This is a genomic window from Acetobacterium paludosum (genome assembly GCF_008086595.1).
GTDB classification, from domain to species: Bacteria; Bacillota; Clostridia; order Eubacteriales; family Eubacteriaceae; genus Acetobacterium; species Acetobacterium paludosum.
Window position 1 is genome coordinate 96,630 of the sequence record NZ_RXYA01000005.1, and the last position, 18,186, is coordinate 114,815.

Below are 18,186 nucleotides of genomic sequence, written 5' to 3' on the forward strand. Positions count from 1 at the left end.
TTTTATTCAATAACAGACTCAATTGAACTTAATCGGGACCATACTTTTTCGTTTTCCAAGACATCCATAATCAATATAATACCCCGACCATGCCTTTCGCCGATTATTATGATACGGCTTGACCTATACAATAATTATATAGGGTTGTCCGTAAATTGCCAACATGAACATTTCCAGTTGGACTTGGCTCAAAAGGATCTCGTACCATTTATTCCTCCATAATTAATTAATTTAACAAATTTTCCAACTTGCTATGGTTGATAACCTTAACTATTTTGTCCACCGCTTCACAGTTCTTCAACCTGCTTATTATAGCATTAATGAATAAATTAATCATTTTTTTTTTCATTTTTTTCAATCAACTGTGCATTACGTACAATCGTTTTTTTTCCTCGCCATCCAGCAGCCGTTTTTCCAAATCTTTCTTTAAAGATTTTATTTGTCATTACTAAAATATCTTCAATGTCGGGATAAGCTAATTCAGGACTTGTCCAAAATCGTCTTTCACTTGTCTTTTTCAAATCCTTGTTATAAGGGCAGACCTGCTGGCATAGGTCACATCCATAGAGGTAAGTTTCGACTCTTTTTTCTTCATCAGTTGAAAGCATCTTTTTTTGTGTTATAAATGAAATGCATCGTGCCGGATCAAGGGTATATCCTTCACCTAGAGCCTGATAGGGACATGCATCCAGACAACGACGACAATCCCCACAGCCATTGGAAATTTTTTGTGCTGGATTAAATGCTATCTCAACATCCAGTAAAACTTGACCAATAAAAAAGTATGACCCTAACGTTTGACTGATCAGAAGATTGTTTTTCCCGAAGAATCCTAATCCGGCACGATAGGCCGATCCTCGATCTACCAAGGGACTGTTATCGACAAATACTTTATAGTTTATCCGCGGCTTCCCTTGAGCGGTTAAATTTTCATTTATCTTCTCCATTAAATGATTCATTAAATTTCCAAGGACTACATGATAATCTTCGCCCCAGGAAACGGATGCCAGGTTAACTCTTTTTTTGTCATCTCTTGGTTTCTTGAGCTTTTGATAATTGCTAACTCCGATAACAATTCCTGATTTTGCATTTTGAAAGAAGTGTTGATAATTGATTCGATCTTTAGGCTGTCCACCTTCGAATCCGGTAATTAAGCCGGCCTCATCTCTTTTTATTAGATATGGAAGACACTCAACCAGCGGTTCAACCGAAAAAAAACCGATGAGATCGATTCCTAAATCAAACGCAATTTTTCGAATTTCTGCTTCCATCATTTTTTCTTGTCCGCCTTTTTTAATTCTTGCTATCAAAGTGAAAAGAGCTACCCTGAGGAAGCTCTTAACTTAATATCCATCGTATGCACAAACTAAACTATTCATGTCTATTTTAATACCGACTCGATTAGTTTCCAGGATTCTTCTTTTCCTAATTTTGTTTCAGAAGAAAAAAGAATCACTTCACGAGAATTTTTCAAATTTAAAGTTTTAGCTATTTGATTCATGGATTTTTTTTGATTTGTTCTTGAAATTTTATCAGCTTTAGTCCCAATAATTACAGGGTTTAATTCATAATATGTTAACCATTCATACATCAGGAAGTCATCTTCCGATGGTTCATGTCGGGAATCAATGAGCTGAAAGATCATGACAACATTTTCTCTTTGCCTTAAGTATTTTTCAATCATCTTTCCCCATTTGTCGCGTTCAGATTTGGATGCTTTCGCATAACCGTAACCCGGCATATCAACAAAACGAAAAAGGTCATTAATTTGATAAAAATTCATTGTTTGTGTTTTCCCGGGCTGCTGGCTCGTTCGCGCCAAGCTTCGACGCTCAATTAACGTATTGACAAATGTTGATTTACCAACATTTGATCGTCCAAGAAGAACAACTTCGGGAAGATTATCACCAGGATACTGCGCTTCCGCTACAGCACTGATGACAATCTCCGCTTTATTTACTTTCATAGTATCTCCATTTCTAACGAGCCCGGCCTAATTGCTCTGTTTCAATTGATTAAAAACTATTTCAATTACCTCACTCATGTTTGAAACAGACTGGATGTGCAAAGCCTCCAAAACAACTTTTGGAATATCTTCAAGATCCTTTTCATTTTCTTTTGGCAAAATAATTTCCTTGATTCCCGCGCGATGTGCAGCTGTTAGTTTTTCCCGCAGCCCTCCAATCGGAAGGACACGGCCTCTGAGCGTAATTTCACCAGTCATCGCCAGATTTTGTGGGACCGGCTTGTTTGTTAATGCCGATATTAGCGCAGTCGTAATAGTGATTCCCGCTGAAGGACCATCTTTGGGAACAGCGCCTTCCGGGACGTGTAAATGCATATCCTTTTTAGAATAAAAATCAGGATTAATTCCCAGCACCTCTGCCTGGGAACGAATATAGCTAATTCCAGCCTTGATCGATTCTTTCATGACATCACCAAGTTGGCCGGTAAGTTCTGTTTTTCCAGTACCATCCACAACCATCACTTCAATCTGAAGCGTGTCTCCTCCAACGGATGTCCATGCCAACCCATTTACCACGCCAATTTCTGTTTTGTCACCAACCGTTTCATACGAGTATTGATGTTTTCCTAAAAATTTCTCAAGATTTTTTTTAGTTATACTAATACTTTTTCGGTCATTTTCAACTATTTCTTTAGCGGCGACTCGACATATTTGCGCAATTTTACGTTCAAGCTCACGTACTCCAGACTCCCGGGTGTGATACTCAATTGTATCTTTGATAACCCCTTCACTGAACTTGCAGGTTGACTTTTTCAGCCCATGAATTTCCAGTTGCTTGGGAATGAGATATTTTTTAGCAATCTCCACTTTTTCACTTTCAACATATCCATTCACATCAATGACTTCCATTCGATCCAACAATGGTCGTGGAATCGTTGATAGTGAATTAGCCGTTGTAATAAATAGAACCTGGGACAAATCAAAAGGGAGCTCTAAATAATGATCGGTAAACGTGTTGTTTTGCTCAGGATCTAATACTTCAAGTAAAGCAGAAGCCGGATCCCCATTAAAATCTTGTCCTAATTTATCAATTTCATCTAAAAGGAAAAGAGGATTTCTAGTTCCACACTTTTTGATATTATAAAGAATTCTACCTGGAATTGCGCCAACATAAGTTCGACGATGGCCTCTAATCTCCGCCTCATCTCGCATTCCCCCCAATGACATCCGCACATATTCACGGTTAAGGGCTCGGGCAATGGACTTGGCTATTGATGTTTTTCCAACCCCAGGAGGTCCAACTAGACAAAGGATCGGTGATTTTAAATTTTTTGAAAGTTTTAATACTGAAATATATTCCAAAATTCGTTCTTTGACGTTTTTAAGGCCATAATGATCTTCATCCAATATTTTTCTGGCAACAGAAACATCAAAGGTCTCTTCTGTTAATGTGTTCCAGGGTAAATCCAAAATCCATTCGATATAGGTTTGGATCAGGCCAGCTTCTGAAGAACCTTGGGGTACCTTATTCAATCGGTTGATTTCGCCTAAAACTTTGTCACGCACCTCATCATCCACATCAAGGGCTTCTAAACGATCTTTATAAACGTCTAACTCATTTTGGACATCGCCTTCACCCAACTCATTTTGAATGACTTTAATCTGCTCACGCAAATAGTATTCTCGCTGATGCTTATACATTTCACTGCGGACTTTCTCGTCGATGTTGTGTTCGATCTTTATCATTTCAACTTCTTCGACAAGAATTTCATAGGCAATAACTAATCGCTTATTCACATCCGTTTCTTGAATTAATCGTTGACTGTCTTCTAAGTCTAAAAATAGATTGGCTCCAATGATGTCAATAAGCTGATCAGGATCATCTAATGAATCCATTGCCAAAATCAAATCGGTCGCAACTTTTCTTGTAACATTCATGTAATTTGCAAAAGATTCTCGAATCATTCGTATGAGCGTTCTGTTTTCCTTTGTGTCATAGAATACTGAATGGATCGGATTTGTCGTAACTAAAAAATATGGTTCCAAACTATCAAACTCGACAATTTTTCTTCGCTCCTGAACTTCTACTAAAACACGGACAAGATTATCCGGCATTTTTAACAGCTGCTTAACTTTTACCTTACAACCGATGTTAAAGAAATCATCAGGCGTGATATCTTCTTTAATCACTTCTTTTTGAGTGACTAAAAATGCCATTTGATCCCTTTCCATTGCTGCTTCAAGTGCTTTGACAGATTTTTCCCGACCAACATCAAAATGAACAACCATCCCAGGGAAAACGCTCATTCCGCGTAATGGTATCAACGGTAGGGTTTCTTTCTCCTGAACAAATAATTCGGGTTCAGTCATACCTACTCGGCCAGTTACTTCATCTGTAATTTCTTTTTCTTCGATACTCAACTTTATCAGCTCCTTACTTCTTTCGTTATAAGACTATTTCTTCAAGAAACCAAAAGAAATACGTTTTGCGAGTTTCTCTGTGGTTCGCGGGCAATCACTAAGTAAGTACATGCACTCATTTGCCGCATTGCCTTCACTTAAATAAAAGGCCGTACAAAAGCTTCAAATACACGGTATTGACTACCAATAAGTAATTGGACTTTTTGAACGGCCATGAAAGTTATCCGGCTATTAAGATACTACATCACTGCTTACATCTACACATTCATTTTTCTGTCCTAAAATCATAATTGGCTCCACTTGTTTTTCAACAACATCCTTTGTTATGATTACTTTTTGAATGTTTTCGTTAGAGGGCACCTCAAACATAATATCAAGCATGATATTTTCAATAATTCCGCGAAGACCTCGAGCACCTGTTTTAGCATCGAGTGCTTTTTTTGCAATCGCAACTAACGCATCCTCTTGAAACTCAAGCTCAACGCCTTCAATTTTAAACATTTTTACATATTGTTTAACCAGAGCATTACGTGGCTCTGTCAATATTTGAATTAAAGCTTCTTCATCCAAATGTTCAAGCGATGCAATCACTGGAATTCTCCCAATAAATTCAGGGATCAGACCATATTTCAATAAATCCTGGGGTTGAACTGTATTCATTTTTTCATCGATGAGTTTTTCTTTTCCCTTGCGAATATCAGCTCCGAAACCCATTGAACTTTTCTCGGTCCGCTGTTCAATCACTTTATCGATGCCATCAAAAGCGCCACCACAAATGAATAAAATGTTGTTGGTATCAATTTGAATAAAATCTTGATGAGGATGTTTGCGTCCTCCCTGCGGCGGAACATTAGCCACCGTTCCTTCTAGAATTTTAAGCAACGCCTGTTGAACACCTTCTCCGCTGACATCCCGTGTTATGGATGGGTTATCACCTTTTCTTGCAATTTTATCAATTTCATCAATATATATAATTCCCTTTTCTGCTTTGGGAACATCAAAATTAGCAGCTTGAAGGAGTTTTAATAAAATATTCTCGACATCTTCACCAACGTATCCGGCTTCCGTTAAAGATGTTGCATCGGCAATGGCAAATGGAACATTTAAAACCCGCGCCAGTGTTTGCGCTAGAAGTGTTTTCCCTGAACCTGTCGGACCAATCAATAAAATATTACTTTTTTGCAACTCAACTTCAGCATCGGTCTCTTCCATGGAAGTAATGCGTTTATAATGATTATATACCGCAACGGCTAATGCGCGTTTTGCCCTATTCTGAGCAATAACATACTCACTCAATTTTTTCTTTATTTCTTTTGGTTTCGGAACATCTTCAAATACTATTTCATCTGGTAAATTATCTACGTCCATAATCTCTTCACAGAGTTCGATACATTCATTACAAATGTAAACACCTGGACCAGCAACCATTCGCTTAACCTGAGACTGGCTTTTACCACAAAAGGAACATCGAGCATTTTCTATGCCATCTTCATTTCTTGCCATTTTTAAGCCTCCTATCTTGAAACAAGGATCTCATCAATCAATCCATAGGTCTTAGCTTCTTCAGGGTCCATAAAATTATCACGATCTGTGTCCTTAGCGATAGTCTCTAGTGGTTGTCCCGTTCTCTCACTAAGAATTTCATTTAGTTTTTCTCTCGTTTTAATCAAACGTCTTGCATAAATCTCAACATCTGTGCTTTGTCCTTGTGCACCACCTAGCGGTTGATGAATCATAATTTCACTATTAGGCAACGAAAAGCGCTTCCCTTTTTCTCCGGCTGTCAACAAAAATGCTCCCATTGACGCCGCCATGCCAACACACAAAGTCGAAACGTCACATTTAATATAGTTCATCGTATCAAAAATAGCAAAACCAGCCGTTACTGATCCTCCTGGGCTATTGATATATATTTGTATATCTTTTTCTGCATTGTCAGCTTCTAAAAAAATTAGTTGCCCAACAATAAGTGACGAAAGGTTCTCGTCAATCTCTCCATTTAAAAATATAATTCTTTCTTTTAATAATCTCGAAAACAAATCATAGGATCTTTCTCCACGACCGGTTTGTTCAACAACCATTGGCACCAGACTATTTGAAATCAATGATTGAGTTGTTTTACTTTTTAGCATGAACACTTTTTCCTGCTTTCTGATTTAATTTACTCTGCACTCTTAACAGTGGCAGCATCGATCAACATTTCAATCGTTTTACGTCGAATGATATTTGCTTTTATGTATTCTAGCATTCTTTCCTTAAGACCTTTTTTATATTCCTCAAAATCATGGCCATATGCATCTGCAAATACTTTTATTTCTTCATCAAGCTCTTCTTCAGTTGTATCGATTGCTTCTACCTCGCCAATTTTTGAAAGAACTAATTCCATGCGAATGTTTCGTTCAGCATCGCCTTTGAGACTTTTTCTAAAATCTTCACGATTTACATTGGTGTATTTGAAATAATCGTCAAGTGAAAGTCCTTGTTCCTGCATTTGTTTTTCAAAATTCTCTATATTGTGATCAACTTCTTCTTCGATCATAATGTACGGGATATCGATTTCTGCATTATCGACTGCAAAATTTACTGCTGTTGCTTCAGCTGTTTTCTTTAGCTCATCAGCTTTTGCTTCTTTTAAACGGCTTTCAATATCTGCTTTCAACTCATCCAACGTATCAAATTCACTGGTGTCTTTAGCAAATTCGTCATCTAAAACAGGCAGTTCTTTTTCCTTAATTGATTTGACCAGTACTTTAAATACGACTGCTTTTCCTTTAAGATCTTCTGAATGGTAATCTTCCGGAAATGTTATATCAATAATTGCTTCTTCTCCAAGCTTCGCACCGATGAGTTTTTCTTCAAACCCTGGAATAAAAGTCCCACTGCCAATGATTAAATCATAATCTGTGTCTTTTCCGCCGACAAAAGGTTCATCATCTAAAAATCCTTCATAATCAATTGTAACGGTGGCACCATCTTTAACCTCACCGCTTTCCAACGTAATCAAGCGTGCGTTTTGATCTTGCATTTTTGCAAGTTCTGTACTCATTTCTTCTTCAGTAATTATTGCTTCCAGGGAATTGACCTCTGCACCTTTATAATCACCCAAGGTGATTTCTGGTTTTACACCAACCTTAACAATAAAGGTGGCGCCGTCTTCTTCACTAATTTTTTCAATATTTTCTAGATCAGGACGGGTCACTGGCTTAATTTCTGTTTCTTTCAAAGCACTTTCATATGCGGGTCCAAATGCAAAATCAATAGCATCTTCCATAAAAACATTTTTTCCATAATGCGCTTCGACGATGCTTTTTGGTACCTTACCTTTTCTGAAACCAGGAACTGAAAACCGCTTTTTGTTTTTATCGTATGCTTTTTTGACAGCCTTTGAGTAATCCTCAGGACTAATTTCAATTTTTATGGTTGCAATATTCTTTTCAATACTTTCTACTGTAGAACTCATGTTATCCTCCGTATCTTTCACTATAAATTATATTCACATTCAATTTTAACAGTATATCATAGGTATATTTTCATATCAAGAACGAAAATACACGTGTTTAAGAAATCTTAGTACTTTGCAAACAAAGGGAGCTGTCGCAAAACTCTGATCGAATTATCCGAGCGTCTATCATCATTGTCACGCGCATTGAGTGGACACCCTTTGGTGTTCGCTCAATGCGCCTCAATGGATAATGAGCAACAACAGACAATTTAACAGATTTAAGTAAAACCATGAATTGGTTTTACTTTATTTTGCAACAGCCCCTGAGCTTGCCGACAAAATAATCACAATCATATTCAAAATCGCAATTATTTCATTACTCTATATACCTCAAAACGGCCTGGCATAGCCTTTACTAACTTATGGGCTATACTTTTAATTTAATCAACCGCCTAAATATGCTTGTTGGACCTCTGGATTAACCAATAAATCGCTGGCATTTCCAGAAAGTTTTATATATCCCGTTTCCAACACATAGGCACGATTGGCAATGTGTAAGGCTTTGTTGGCATTTTGCTCGACTAAAAGCACCGTTGTCCCAGCCTCATTGATTGTTTGAATCATGTCAAATATCTCATCGACTAAAATTGGCGCCAGACCCATTGATGGTTCATCCAATAAAATAAGTCTTGGTCGCGTCATCAGTGCTCTACCCATCGCCAGCATTTGCTGTTCACCGCCACTAAGCGTTCCGGCAATCTGCTTGACTCTTTCTTTAAGACGCGGGAAGCTTAAAAATACTTTTTCAATATCTTCTTGTATTTGCACCTTGTCCTTACGAATATAAGCACCCATCTGCAAATTTTCATATACTGTCATCTCTGCAAATATTCGTCGTCCTTCTGGAACATGGGCAATACCTAGTGCCGGAATTTGATAAGCATGAATTTTGTTAAGATTTTCACCTTCAAAAGTTATCATCCCCTCACTTGGTTTTAAAATACCAGAAATTGTTTGTAAAATTGTTGTTTTTCCAGCTCCATTAGCCCCAATGAGGGTAACAATTTCTCCTTCATTGACCTCAAAACTGATACCCTTTATTGCATGAATTTTTCCATAATGCACATTTAAATCTTTTACTTTAAGCATCTGCGGCCTCCTAATTTCCCAAGTAAGCACGAATAACTTCAGGGTTTTTCAAAATTTCATCTGGAGTGCCTTCTGCAATTGTTTTACCATAATCCACAACAATGATACGTTCACAAATTCCCATTACCAGTTTCATATCATGTTCAATTAATAAAACAGTAATATCGAACTTATTACGTATAAAATGGATTGTCTCCATTAATTCCGCTGTTTCGGCGGGATTCATACCGGCTGCAGGTTCATCCAACATCAAAACTTTAGGTTCTGATGCCAGAGCGCGGGCTATTTCTAATTTTCTTTGCTGTCCGTAAGGTAAATTTTTTGCAAGTGTATCAGCATATTCTCCCATATCAAAAATATCCAAAAGTTTCACACATTCTTCATGCGCTTTCTTTTCTTCTGTCCAAAACTTTTTTGTTCTAAACATTCCTTGAATCATATTATAATCAATAAAATTATGATATGCAATTTTCACATTCTCAAGGGCTGTTAGATCTTTAAAAAGACGAATGTTCTGAAACGTTCTACTCGCTCCCAGTCTAACAATATCATGGGGCGTTTTTTTGAGAATACTTTCATCATTCAAAATAATTTCGCCGCTTGTCGGCACATATACCCCTGTAAGCATATTAAATATTGTTGTCTTCCCTGCCCCGTTTGGTCCTATTAAACCAACTAATTCGTTGGATTGCAATTCAAGATTAAACTGATCAACGGCTGTTAGTCCCCCAAATTGCATCGTAATATTTTTTGCTGCCAGCACTGTCATCGTGTTTCACCTCCGTCAATCGAGTTTTTAATATCTTTTCGGAGAATGAGGGAGTCGATGAATTTTGTAAGCGAAAATTCTGATCGCCCTAACATTCCTTGCGGTCGGAAAATCATCATAACAATAAGTGCCAATGAATAGACAAGCAACCGATATTCAGCAAATCCTCGCAGCATTTCCGGAAGCACCGTTAATACAATTGCGGCGACAATCGAACCAGTAAGACTTCCTAGTCCCCCAAGCACTACAATAACAAACATTTCTATCGAAAACATAAAACCAAACTTACTTGGTTCAACGAAAGCCTGATAATGGGCATATAAAGCTCCGCCAATTCCAGCAAAAAAGGAGGAGACCGTAAATGCCAGAACCTTATAGCGTGTCGTCGGAATTCCGGCAGCTTCTGAAGCAATCTCATCTTCCCTAATTGAAATAATGGCTCTTCCCTGTTTTGAACGTCCAAAGGTAAACATTAAAATTATAATGACGATTGTTATCCAATATACATTATTAAAATTAACCAACTTTGTGATCCCTTTTAGTCCAGCAGCTCCGCCGGTTGGCTCAAAATTTATGAAAAATATGCGTATAATTTCAGAAAAGCCAATCGTTACAATCCCCAGATAATCTCCGCGGAGCCTGAGTGTCGGGGTTCCAATCAGAAATCCCATGATACCGGTTACCATTCCGCCGACCAGCATTGCCAAAATTAACACAATAATATTAGGCAATGGGAATCCGGTATCCATCAGTGCGATTGAAAAATACGCCGATGAATACGCGCCAATAGCCATAAAGCCGGCATGTCCAAGGGCCATTTCACCTAAAAATCCAGCAACAATATTTAAACTCATCGCCATAATAATCATGATGCAAGTCATGATTGCAATTCCCATAAAATATTTATTCATTACCTTTGTTTGTATCAGTATGAAAAAGACAAGATAAAGAGAAATAATTGAGATGGTGTTTATGATATAAGCTTTTCTTTTGTTTTTATCCATTTTTTACACCTTCTCTCTTGTGTTTTTCCCAAGTATTCCTGTCGGTTTGAAAAGCAACACTAAAATCAGGATGATATAAACAATCGCATCTGCCCAAGTCGTTGACAGGTATGCCTTTGTCATAGTTTCCACCATACCAATGATGAACCCCCCCAGCATTGCTCCCGGTATTATTCCAATCCCACCTAATACAGCGGCAATGAAAGCTTTTAACCCTGGCATTACCCCCATCGTCGGAAAGACCTGAACATATGCAACACTATAAAGAATTCCGCCAAGAGCCCCTAAAGCCGAACCCATCGCAAACGTTAAAGAAATGGTTCGGTCAACATTAATTCCCATAAGAATCGCAGCGTCCTTGTCTTCCGATACGGCACGCACGGCGCGACCCTGTTTTGTTTTTCTAATATAAAGATCCAGTAGTACCATAAAGAACAATGACAGACCGATGGTTACCAATGTGGTTGAGCTGATTTCTACTCCGCCTAGATTGATAATTGTTTCGGGGAAAAGTTTTGGCATTACTTTTGGATCCGCCTTAAAAATAAGCAGGGCCAGATTTTGCAAAAACAAACTCACCCCAATTGCCGTGATAAGCGCTGATAATCTGGGTGCATCTCTAAGTGGTCGATATGCAATAAATTCAACAGCAACGCCAGCCAAAGCCATAATAATCATTGGCACCAAAATTACAGCCCATATTGGCATTCCAAAACTGGTAGCAAAAATAAATGCGAAATATGCACCGAACATCATGATTTCACCATGGGCAAAGTTTATAAGTTTAATAATTCCATATACCATGGTATAACCGATTGCGATGAGCGCATAAATACTCCCTACATTTAGCCCGTTGATCAGCTGTTGCAGAAATAAATCCATGATGTTTCCTCCTTTTATCGAATATACAATAAAATGGATATAGAAGAGATTTTACTCTTCTATATCCCCTTTGAAAGTTATTTTAATTTGTTAATTAACGACTACTTGTTTACTATTGTTGTTTCAAACTTGAGTTGACCGCCATCAATTTTTATTATTGTAACTTCTTTATCCTTAGGATTGCCTTCCGAATCAAATTTCAGAGTTCCGGTAACCCCAGTGTAATTGGTATTGTTAAGTGCCGTAATAATAGCTTTTGAATCAGTTGAACCAGCCGATTTAATAGCTTCTGCCATAGTATGAACAGCATCATAACCTAAAGCTGCAAAAGAGTTTGGATCTTTATTACTGTTTGCGGCTTTGTATGCCTTAATAAAGTTTTGAACCGTTTCAGATGGTGAATCTGCAGCATAGTGATTTGTAAAGTAGTTACCCTGCGCTGCATCAGCGTATTCTGTTTGAACGCCATCCCAGCCATCAGCTCCAATAAATTTTGCTGTAATTCCCATTTCTTTGGCTTTTTGAAGTATTGGTCCAACAATTTGCACATAATCGGGTACAAAGACTACATCTGGATTCAATTCTTTAATCTTCGTTAATTGAGCACTGTAATCTTTATCTGAAGCACTGTATGATTCTTCATCGGCAATTGTTCCGCCATTTGCAGTAAACGCTCCTTCAAATGCAGCGCTAACTCCTTCTGAGTAAGGATTTCCCTTGCAAATCATGACCGCTGCGGTCTTTGCACTTAGATTACTTGTTGAGAAATTAGCAGCTGCCACTCCTTGATAGTCATCTAAAAAACAAGCTCTGAAAATATTTGGTGCATTAGCCGTTACATCTACTGCTGTTGCAGTTGGTGATAATACCGGCATGTTGTCCTGAACCATAATATCTTTCATTGCCAAAGTTTCACCGCTTAGGACACCACCAATAACAGCAACCACCTGATCTTGATCTCTTAATCGGTTATAGGCATTGATCGCTTCGGTTTGATCACCTTTAGAATCATATGCTATTAATTCAATATTTTTACCATTAATACCTCCTGCGGCATTAATCTCTTTCACTGCTAAATCTGCACCTGCTTTTGCTGAAGTTCCATAAATAGCAGCATCCCCACTCAATGGCCCAATGAAGCCAATCTTGATGGTATCTTTACCGCTTCCTGATGATGAACATCCGGCAAATGTAAAAATCGAAGCACAAAACAATACAGCTAGCAAAACACTTACAACTTTCTTTTTCATTTTTTTCCTCCTTTTTCTTTTCATAATTATTCATAATGATTATCATAAACCATTCTTAAGGAAAACACAAGAAATAATTGTTTCAAAATTATGCTTCTTTCAAATACTGCTTACCATAATCACATAGCGTCTGCAGCTTACATTCAGCACATTTTGGATTACGTGCAACACAGCATCTTCTTCCATGCCATATTAACCAGTGATGCGCATGTGACCACTGTTCTCTGGGAATATTTTTCATCAATTCTTTTTCGACTTCTAAAACCGTTTTTCCCTTTGCTAAACCAATACGCTTTGAAACACGAAACACATGTGTGTCAACGGCAATTGCCGGAATATCAAATGCATTGCTCATAACCACATTGGCTGTTTTACGTCCAACTCCTGGCAATGATATTAATTCATCCATACTTTTGGGAACAATCCCATCATATTCACTTAAAAGACGATCACATGTTAAAATGATATTCTTTGCTTTTATATTTGACAAACCACATGATTTTATTTTTTCAAGCAATCCTTTTTCGCCGAGCAATAAAATCGTTTTAGGTGTATTGTAACAACGGAACAGATCTTTTGTCACAATATTAACGCGCACATCTGTACATTGAGCCGAAAGGATGGTTGCAATCAACAACTCAAAGGGCGTATCAAAATCCAAGCCACATTTTTCCAGCCCGTAAAGGCTTTCTAATGTGGCTAAGACTTGTTCTCTATTCTTCTTCGTCATTTAATCATGCAGAATCAAGGCCATAAAAACCAAATTCTCCGTTCCGTTATTTATTACACTGTGAAAGCTTTTGTCTGGAGTTACCATCACATCCCCAGGCACTACCTTAATTTGTTCCTCATTATCTGTCACAATTCCACTTCCACTTAGAAAATAGAATATTTCCTTTTCATCAATATGTTGATGATTTCCGATGGAATCTCCTGGTTTGATTATTATTTCAGCATATAGGCGAGCATTTTTACCTAAATTTTCATTTTTCAAGACATGGGTGATTTCAATTTCGCCCTTACCATCGCGCATATTTTTTTTTACTTCAATTTCCCTAGCATTTTTATTAACAATCATTGGTCTCCTTTCTTTGTGTCATTATTGGAGTTCGTTGTCGGTGTTGTTGGCGTTGTTGGTGTTGTCGGCGTTGTCGGTGTTGTCGGTGTTGTCGGCGTTGTCGGGTCGGTCGTTGGTGTCGTTGGATCCGTCGTCGGCGTCGTTGGATCCGTCGTTGGTGTCGTTGGATCCGTCGTCGGCGTCGTTGGATCCGTCGTTGGTGTCGTTGGATCCGTCGTTGTCGGTGTTTTTGGCGTCGTTGTTGTTGTCGGCGTCGTTGTTGTCGTTGTCGGCGTCGTTGTTGTCGTTGTCGGCGTCGTTGTTGTTGAATCCGTCGTCGATGAAGTACTGCTCTTCACATCTTCTTCTGAAGTACGATCTATAGTTGTCGTTGTCAACAAATCCTGATTAATGATCTGTCTTAAATAACTTCCGTATATTGTGGCTGACATATAACTTCCTCCACCAATGACGTAATTATCTGGACTTCCAAGCCATACTGTTGTCGTCAAATTTCCTGTTATCCCAGTAAACCATAAATCTTTATCATCATTCGTCGTACCGGTCTTCCCTGCCGTTGGATAAATCTGCGCTGCTCCACTCCCGGTACCATAGGATACCTCATCGGTTAGAATACTCATCATATTGGTCGCTGTAGTATCTGTCATAACCTTACGCGTTGCCAGTTTAGCATCAGCTTTTGTATAGATTTCAGTCCCATTAATTTGGTCAATTTTTTTAATGCAATAGGGTTGATTATACACCCCTCCATTATTGAAAATATTGAAAGCCGCAGCCATTTCATATGGTTTTATTCCATAAGTCATTCCGCCAAGGGCCGTTGCCAGATTGTAATCATCATCTTCAAACGTTGAAATTCCCATTTTTTGCATAAAAGAAATAGAATTGTCAACGCCGAACATATTAAATATTTTAACAGCCGGAATATTATAAGAGTTAACTAAAGCTGATCTAACCGTAACATTCCCATGATAGCCGTAATCATAGTTATGGGGGGCATATCCATTAAAATCGACGTAAGCATCCAAGATAGTCGTTGACGGCGTGATTAATCCTGCCTCCATAGCACCCGAATAAAAAAGTGGTTTAATATTGGATCCCGGCTGTCTTGGGGTATCGGCCATATCGATCTGGGTATTTCCCCCATAATAGGCGACAACACTCCCATCTAAATCAAGGGTTACGACTGCACCTGTTTCATTATCTAAGCCGTATCCCTCTAATCCAGAGGTCAAGCTGTCAATGGCATCAGTCTGGGCCTTTGAATTAATCGTTGTATAAATACGATAGCCTCCGCTAGCGATCGTCTCTTTAATATAGTCAAGCGCCTGATCTTTTGTAATACCACGTTCCTGCATAACGGATGATGCTTTTGTCTCAGCATACTCATCCAATGCCTTGCCAACAAATGCTTCATATCCATCAACAATTTGATTATCCGTATTTAAAGTTTCTGGATCTCTAATCGTTAATTCTGTAGCCGCTGCTGCATCAGATTCTGCCTGAGTAATGTATTTTTCTTTAACCATTCGGGCTAGAACTTCAAGCTGACGTTTTTTTGCAGCTTCAAAATTAGTATTGGGTGCATATGCACTCGGTGCCTGCGGCAGGCCTGCAAGCATTGCCGCCTCAGCAAGATTTACTTCTGAAACAGGTTTGTTGAAATATGTCTCAGAGGCTTCTTGGATACCATAGGCCCCAGAGCCGAAATAATATTCATTAAAATACATTTCCAAGATTTGCTGTTTTGTATATTTTTGTTCTAATTGAAGGGCAATTGATATTTCCTTCATTTTTCGAACAAGAGACTGACTAAAGGTTTGCTCTGTCGCTATATCTGGTAGAAACAATACTCTCGCCAGCTGCTGAGTAATGGTACTGGCACCTTCACCAGCGTTATGAGTAACAAGGTTTGCAAAGAAAGCACGCACGATCCCATAAATATCAATGCCAAAATGGTCATAAAAGCGGGAATCTTCTACCGAAATCAATGCCTGTTGCAGTTGTACCGGTATTTGATCAATTGTTACATTGGTTCGATTTTCTGTGTATAATTCTGCAATAACTGCATTATCGGCAGAATAAACTTCTGTTTTATCTTTTATCTGGTATGTATAGTCTGATATATCTACCCGATTGGCAGCATAAATCGAATAGCAAACACCCACTGCCAAAACTGCTAAAACTAAAAAAACAACTAATATTTTGACCCATATGTGTTTTTTCTTTTTACGTCTTTTTATACCTTTTGTTTGTTTTTCGCTCATTCTTTCACCTTTTCTATTTATATTCTTTTAGACGATTTCTAAGGTCTTTCAACTCATTATTCAGATCCGCTTGAACATACAAATGCTTCTTCATAGGTAAAGATAAATTAAGCGATTTTGCATGAAGTGCTTGATGTGACATTCCAAATTGTTTTTCTTTTTCATTTCCATCACAATTATATAAAGGATCTCCGATAATCGGATTGCCGATATGATGCAGATGAACCCGTATTTGATGGGTTCTTCCGGTTTCTAAAATCACTTCTACCAAAGATGCCTGATTATACTCCTCAAGCACTTTGTAGTGGGTGATTGATGGTTTTCCCTTATTCATTACAACTCGTTGAATACTATTTTCAAAAGGTTGTCCAATCGGTGCATCAATAATCCCTTCTTTACTCGGAAGCTTTCCATTAACAAAAGCATAATACACTTTTTTCACACTTCCCGCATTCATTTGTTTTTGCACATAATGGTGAACGTATTTATTTTTTGCAATTGCTACAACCCCAGTCGTATCCCGATCCAGCCGGTTTATAAAACGAATTTTTGCAGATACACCACTGTTCATCCAATAATAGCTAATATAATTTGCTAAAGTATCCAACTGATGACTTTTAGTCGGATGTGTCACACAAAAGGCTGGTTTATTAATGACTAACAATTCATCATCTTCGTATACAATATCTAATTGTCCTAATACAGGTTCCCCATCAATTGCTTCACAAGGCATTTGAATTTCAACAGTGTCCCCGGCTTTAATTTTTTCACCAAGCTGACACTCTTTGCCATTCAAACTAATTTTTCCAATTCTTTTAATTTCTCGAATTAATCGACTGGAGTAACTATAACGCTTAACTAATTCTTCACGTAATAATTCTTCATGGATTTCTAAAATAGGGTACTTATAAACAAGACCGATAACGATACCTCCCTGGTGAATTGTTTGATGATCAGGTGAACTATAATTGCTAAATAATTTGTTGAAAAGCCAGCTTTAAGCCACAAGAAACATGCTTTGCAAGTTTCTCTTCGTTCATAAGCAATCACCAAGTGAGTGCAAGCATCCATTTGGCGACTGCTTACGCAAATAAAGTTCTAAATAATAAATAAAATCACAATCTACATTATACCCTAAAAAATAAAAATTTCATTAGAAATATTTCATCATATATCACTTTTATTTGATTAAATCAGTTTTTCCTGTTTAAAGCTTAAATAGGTTCCTCGCCCAATAACAATATGATCCAAAACAGGAATTCCCAACAACTCACCGGCATCGCATAATCTTTTGGTAATATTTTTGTCTTCCACACTTGGTTCTGGATCCCCTGATGGATGATTATGGGCCAAAACAATCGCTGCCGAGTGTTGCCTGATTGCTTTAACAAAGACTTCCCGGGGATGAACCAGGGAAGCATTGAGTATCCCCATACTGATGCCCTCAATTTTTATAACTTTATTTTTTGTATCTAAAAGAATAATCTTAAAGCACTCCTGTTTTAAGTACTGCATTTCTTCCATTAATAAATCTGCAATATCCTGAGGCGTTGTGATTTTAACATCAACGATATCCTTTTGTTTCATTCGAAGGCCCAGCTCAATCGCTGCTTTAATTTGGCAGGCTTTGACGATGCCAATTCCTGCTAAATTTGGATTTCTTTGTAATTCCAGAATATCCACTTGATGAAAATATGATAGATCATTGTCTAAATACTGCATGATCTTTCGGCCAACTTCTATCGAAGTTGCTTCTCGAGTACCCGTACGTATAATAATAGCCAGCAGTTCCGCATTACTTAAACTTTTTGCACCAAATTGTATCATTTTTTCTTGAGGTCGCTCATCCTCTGGCATTTCTTTAAGAGAAGCGTGACTGACAGACTTTTCTTTCAATGTGAGCCTCCTAATATTAATATTATTCACATCCTACCAGATTACTTAACTATTTTACACAA

Annotated in this window: 17 protein-coding genes; all 17 read right to left on the reverse strand. The window is 38.0% G+C overall.

Annotated elements, in window-relative coordinates; genetic code table 11:
* Nucleotides 1-106 precede the first annotated feature (106 nt).
* Nucleotides 107-208, reverse strand: a complete 102-nt coding sequence (locus FZC41_RS17725) for a glutamate--tRNA ligase family protein (protein WP_279235172.1) — start codon at nt 206-208, stop codon at nt 107-109.
* A 121-nt stretch (nt 209-329) separates the two neighbouring features.
* Entirely contained in the window at nt 330-1,274 is a 945-nt protein-coding gene (gene queG / locus FZC41_RS06805; RefSeq protein ID WP_148566646.1) for a tRNA epoxyqueuosine(34) reductase QueG, read from the reverse strand.
* Between the two features lie 107 nt (nt 1,275-1,381).
* Complete coding sequence (gene yihA / locus FZC41_RS06810) at nt 1,382-1,966, reverse strand: ribosome biogenesis GTP-binding protein YihA/YsxC (protein ID WP_148566647.1); 585 nt, start codon at nt 1,964-1,966, stop codon at nt 1,382-1,384.
* A 27-nt stretch (nt 1,967-1,993) separates the two neighbouring features.
* Nucleotides 1,994-4,387: an endopeptidase La gene (gene lon, locus FZC41_RS06815; RefSeq protein ID WP_148566648.1), complete on the reverse strand. Its 2,394-nt coding sequence runs from the start codon at nt 4,385-4,387 to the stop codon at nt 1,994-1,996.
* Nucleotides 4,388-4,618: 231 nt separating this feature from the next.
* Nucleotides 4,619-5,890: an ATP-dependent Clp protease ATP-binding subunit ClpX gene (gene clpX, locus FZC41_RS06820; RefSeq protein WP_148566649.1), complete on the reverse strand. Its 1,272-nt coding sequence runs from the start codon at nt 5,888-5,890 to the stop codon at nt 4,619-4,621.
* An 11-nt stretch (nt 5,891-5,901) separates the two neighbouring features.
* Complete coding sequence (clpP, locus tag FZC41_RS06825) at nt 5,902-6,519, reverse strand: ATP-dependent Clp endopeptidase proteolytic subunit ClpP (RefSeq protein ID WP_148566650.1); 618 nt, start codon at nt 6,517-6,519, stop codon at nt 5,902-5,904.
* A gap of 29 nt (nt 6,520-6,548) precedes the next feature.
* Nucleotides 6,549-7,847: a trigger factor gene (tig, locus tag FZC41_RS06830; protein WP_207725030.1), complete on the reverse strand. Its 1,299-nt coding sequence runs from the start codon at nt 7,845-7,847 to the stop codon at nt 6,549-6,551.
* 426 nt (nt 7,848-8,273) lie between these two features.
* The gene (locus FZC41_RS06835) at nt 8,274-8,978 is read right to left on the reverse strand and encodes an ABC transporter ATP-binding protein (protein WP_148566652.1); all 705 of its coding nucleotides are present in this window, start codon (nt 8,976-8,978) and stop codon (nt 8,274-8,276) included.
* A gap of 10 nt (nt 8,979-8,988) precedes the next feature.
* Nucleotides 8,989-9,747, reverse strand: a complete 759-nt coding sequence (locus FZC41_RS06840; protein ID WP_148566653.1) for an ABC transporter ATP-binding protein — start codon at nt 9,745-9,747, stop codon at nt 8,989-8,991.
* A complete protein-coding gene (locus FZC41_RS06845; protein ID WP_148566654.1) occupies nt 9,744-10,751 on the reverse strand; it encodes a branched-chain amino acid ABC transporter permease in 1,008 nt (335 codons plus the stop codon). The genes FZC41_RS06840 and FZC41_RS06845 overlap by 4 nt, the downstream gene beginning before the upstream one ends.
* A 3-nt stretch (nt 10,752-10,754) precedes the next feature.
* Nucleotides 10,755-11,633, reverse strand: a complete 879-nt coding sequence (locus FZC41_RS06850) for a branched-chain amino acid ABC transporter permease (protein ID WP_148566655.1) — start codon at nt 11,631-11,633, stop codon at nt 10,755-10,757.
* A 101-nt stretch (nt 11,634-11,734) separates the two neighbouring features.
* Complete coding sequence (locus tag FZC41_RS06855) at nt 11,735-12,883, reverse strand: ABC transporter substrate-binding protein (RefSeq protein WP_243136666.1); 1,149 nt, start codon at nt 12,881-12,883, stop codon at nt 11,735-11,737.
* Between the two features lie 88 nt (nt 12,884-12,971).
* A complete protein-coding gene (gene nth / locus FZC41_RS06860) occupies nt 12,972-13,613 on the reverse strand; it encodes an endonuclease III (RefSeq protein WP_148566656.1) in 642 nt (213 codons plus the stop codon).
* On the reverse strand, nt 13,614-13,961 hold the full coding sequence (locus FZC41_RS06865) for a cupin domain-containing protein (RefSeq protein ID WP_148566657.1): 348 nt from the start codon (nt 13,959-13,961) through the stop codon (nt 13,614-13,616).
* A complete protein-coding gene (locus FZC41_RS06870) occupies nt 13,958-16,228 on the reverse strand; it encodes a transglycosylase domain-containing protein (RefSeq protein WP_148566658.1) in 2,271 nt (756 codons plus the stop codon). The genes FZC41_RS06865 and FZC41_RS06870 overlap by 4 nt, the downstream gene beginning before the upstream one ends.
* A 13-nt stretch (nt 16,229-16,241) precedes the next feature.
* Entirely contained in the window at nt 16,242-17,171 is a 930-nt protein-coding gene (locus tag FZC41_RS06875) for an RluA family pseudouridine synthase (protein WP_148566659.1), read from the reverse strand.
* A 245-nt stretch (nt 17,172-17,416) separates the two neighbouring features.
* On the reverse strand, nt 17,417-18,124 hold the full coding sequence (gene radC / locus FZC41_RS06880; RefSeq protein WP_148566660.1) for a RadC family protein: 708 nt from the start codon (nt 18,122-18,124) through the stop codon (nt 17,417-17,419).
* Nucleotides 18,125-18,186 lie beyond the last annotated feature (62 nt).

Bases quoted from the DNA above. Each gene is read 5' to 3' on its own strand.
- FZC41_RS17725 (WP_279235172.1), bottom strand. From the start codon at position 208: ATGGTACGAGATCCTTTTGAGCCAAGTCCAACTGGAAATGTTCATGTT.
- queG (WP_148566646.1), bottom strand. From the start codon at position 1,274: ATGATGGAAGCAGAAATTCGAAAAATTGCGTTTGATTTAGGAATCGAT.
- yihA (WP_148566647.1), bottom strand. From the start codon at position 1,966: ATGAAAGTAAATAAAGCGGAGATTGTCATCAGTGCTGTAGCGGAAGCG.
- clpX (WP_148566649.1), bottom strand. From the start codon at position 5,890: ATGGCAAGAAATGAAGATGGCATAGAAAATGCTCGATGTTCCTTTTGT.
- clpP (WP_148566650.1), bottom strand. From the start codon at position 6,519: ATGCTAAAAAGTAAAACAACTCAATCATTGATTTCAAATAGTCTGGTG.
- tig (WP_207725030.1), bottom strand. From the start codon at position 7,847: ATGAGTTCTACAGTAGAAAGTATTGAAAAGAATATTGCAACCATAAAA.
- FZC41_RS06835 (WP_148566652.1), bottom strand. From the start codon at position 8,978: ATGCTTAAAGTAAAAGATTTAAATGTGCATTATGGAAAAATTCATGCA.
- FZC41_RS06840 (WP_148566653.1), bottom strand. From the start codon at position 9,747: ATGACAGTGCTGGCAGCAAAAAATATTACGATGCAATTTGGGGGACTA.
- FZC41_RS06845 (WP_148566654.1), bottom strand. From the start codon at position 10,751: ATGGATAAAAACAAAAGAAAAGCTTATATCATAAACACCATCTCAATT.
- FZC41_RS06850 (WP_148566655.1), bottom strand. From the start codon at position 11,633: ATGGATTTATTTCTGCAACAGCTGATCAACGGGCTAAATGTAGGGAGT.
- FZC41_RS06855 (WP_243136666.1), bottom strand. From the start codon at position 12,883: ATGAAAAAGAAAGTTGTAAGTGTTTTGCTAGCTGTATTGTTTTGTGCT.
- nth (WP_148566656.1), bottom strand. From the start codon at position 13,613: ATGACGAAGAAGAATAGAGAACAAGTCTTAGCCACATTAGAAAGCCTT.
- FZC41_RS06865 (WP_148566657.1), bottom strand. From the start codon at position 13,961: ATGATTGTTAATAAAAATGCTAGGGAAATTGAAGTAAAAAAAAATATG.
- FZC41_RS06870 (WP_148566658.1), bottom strand. From the start codon at position 16,228: ATGAGCGAAAAACAAACAAAAGGTATAAAAAGACGTAAAAAGAAAAAA.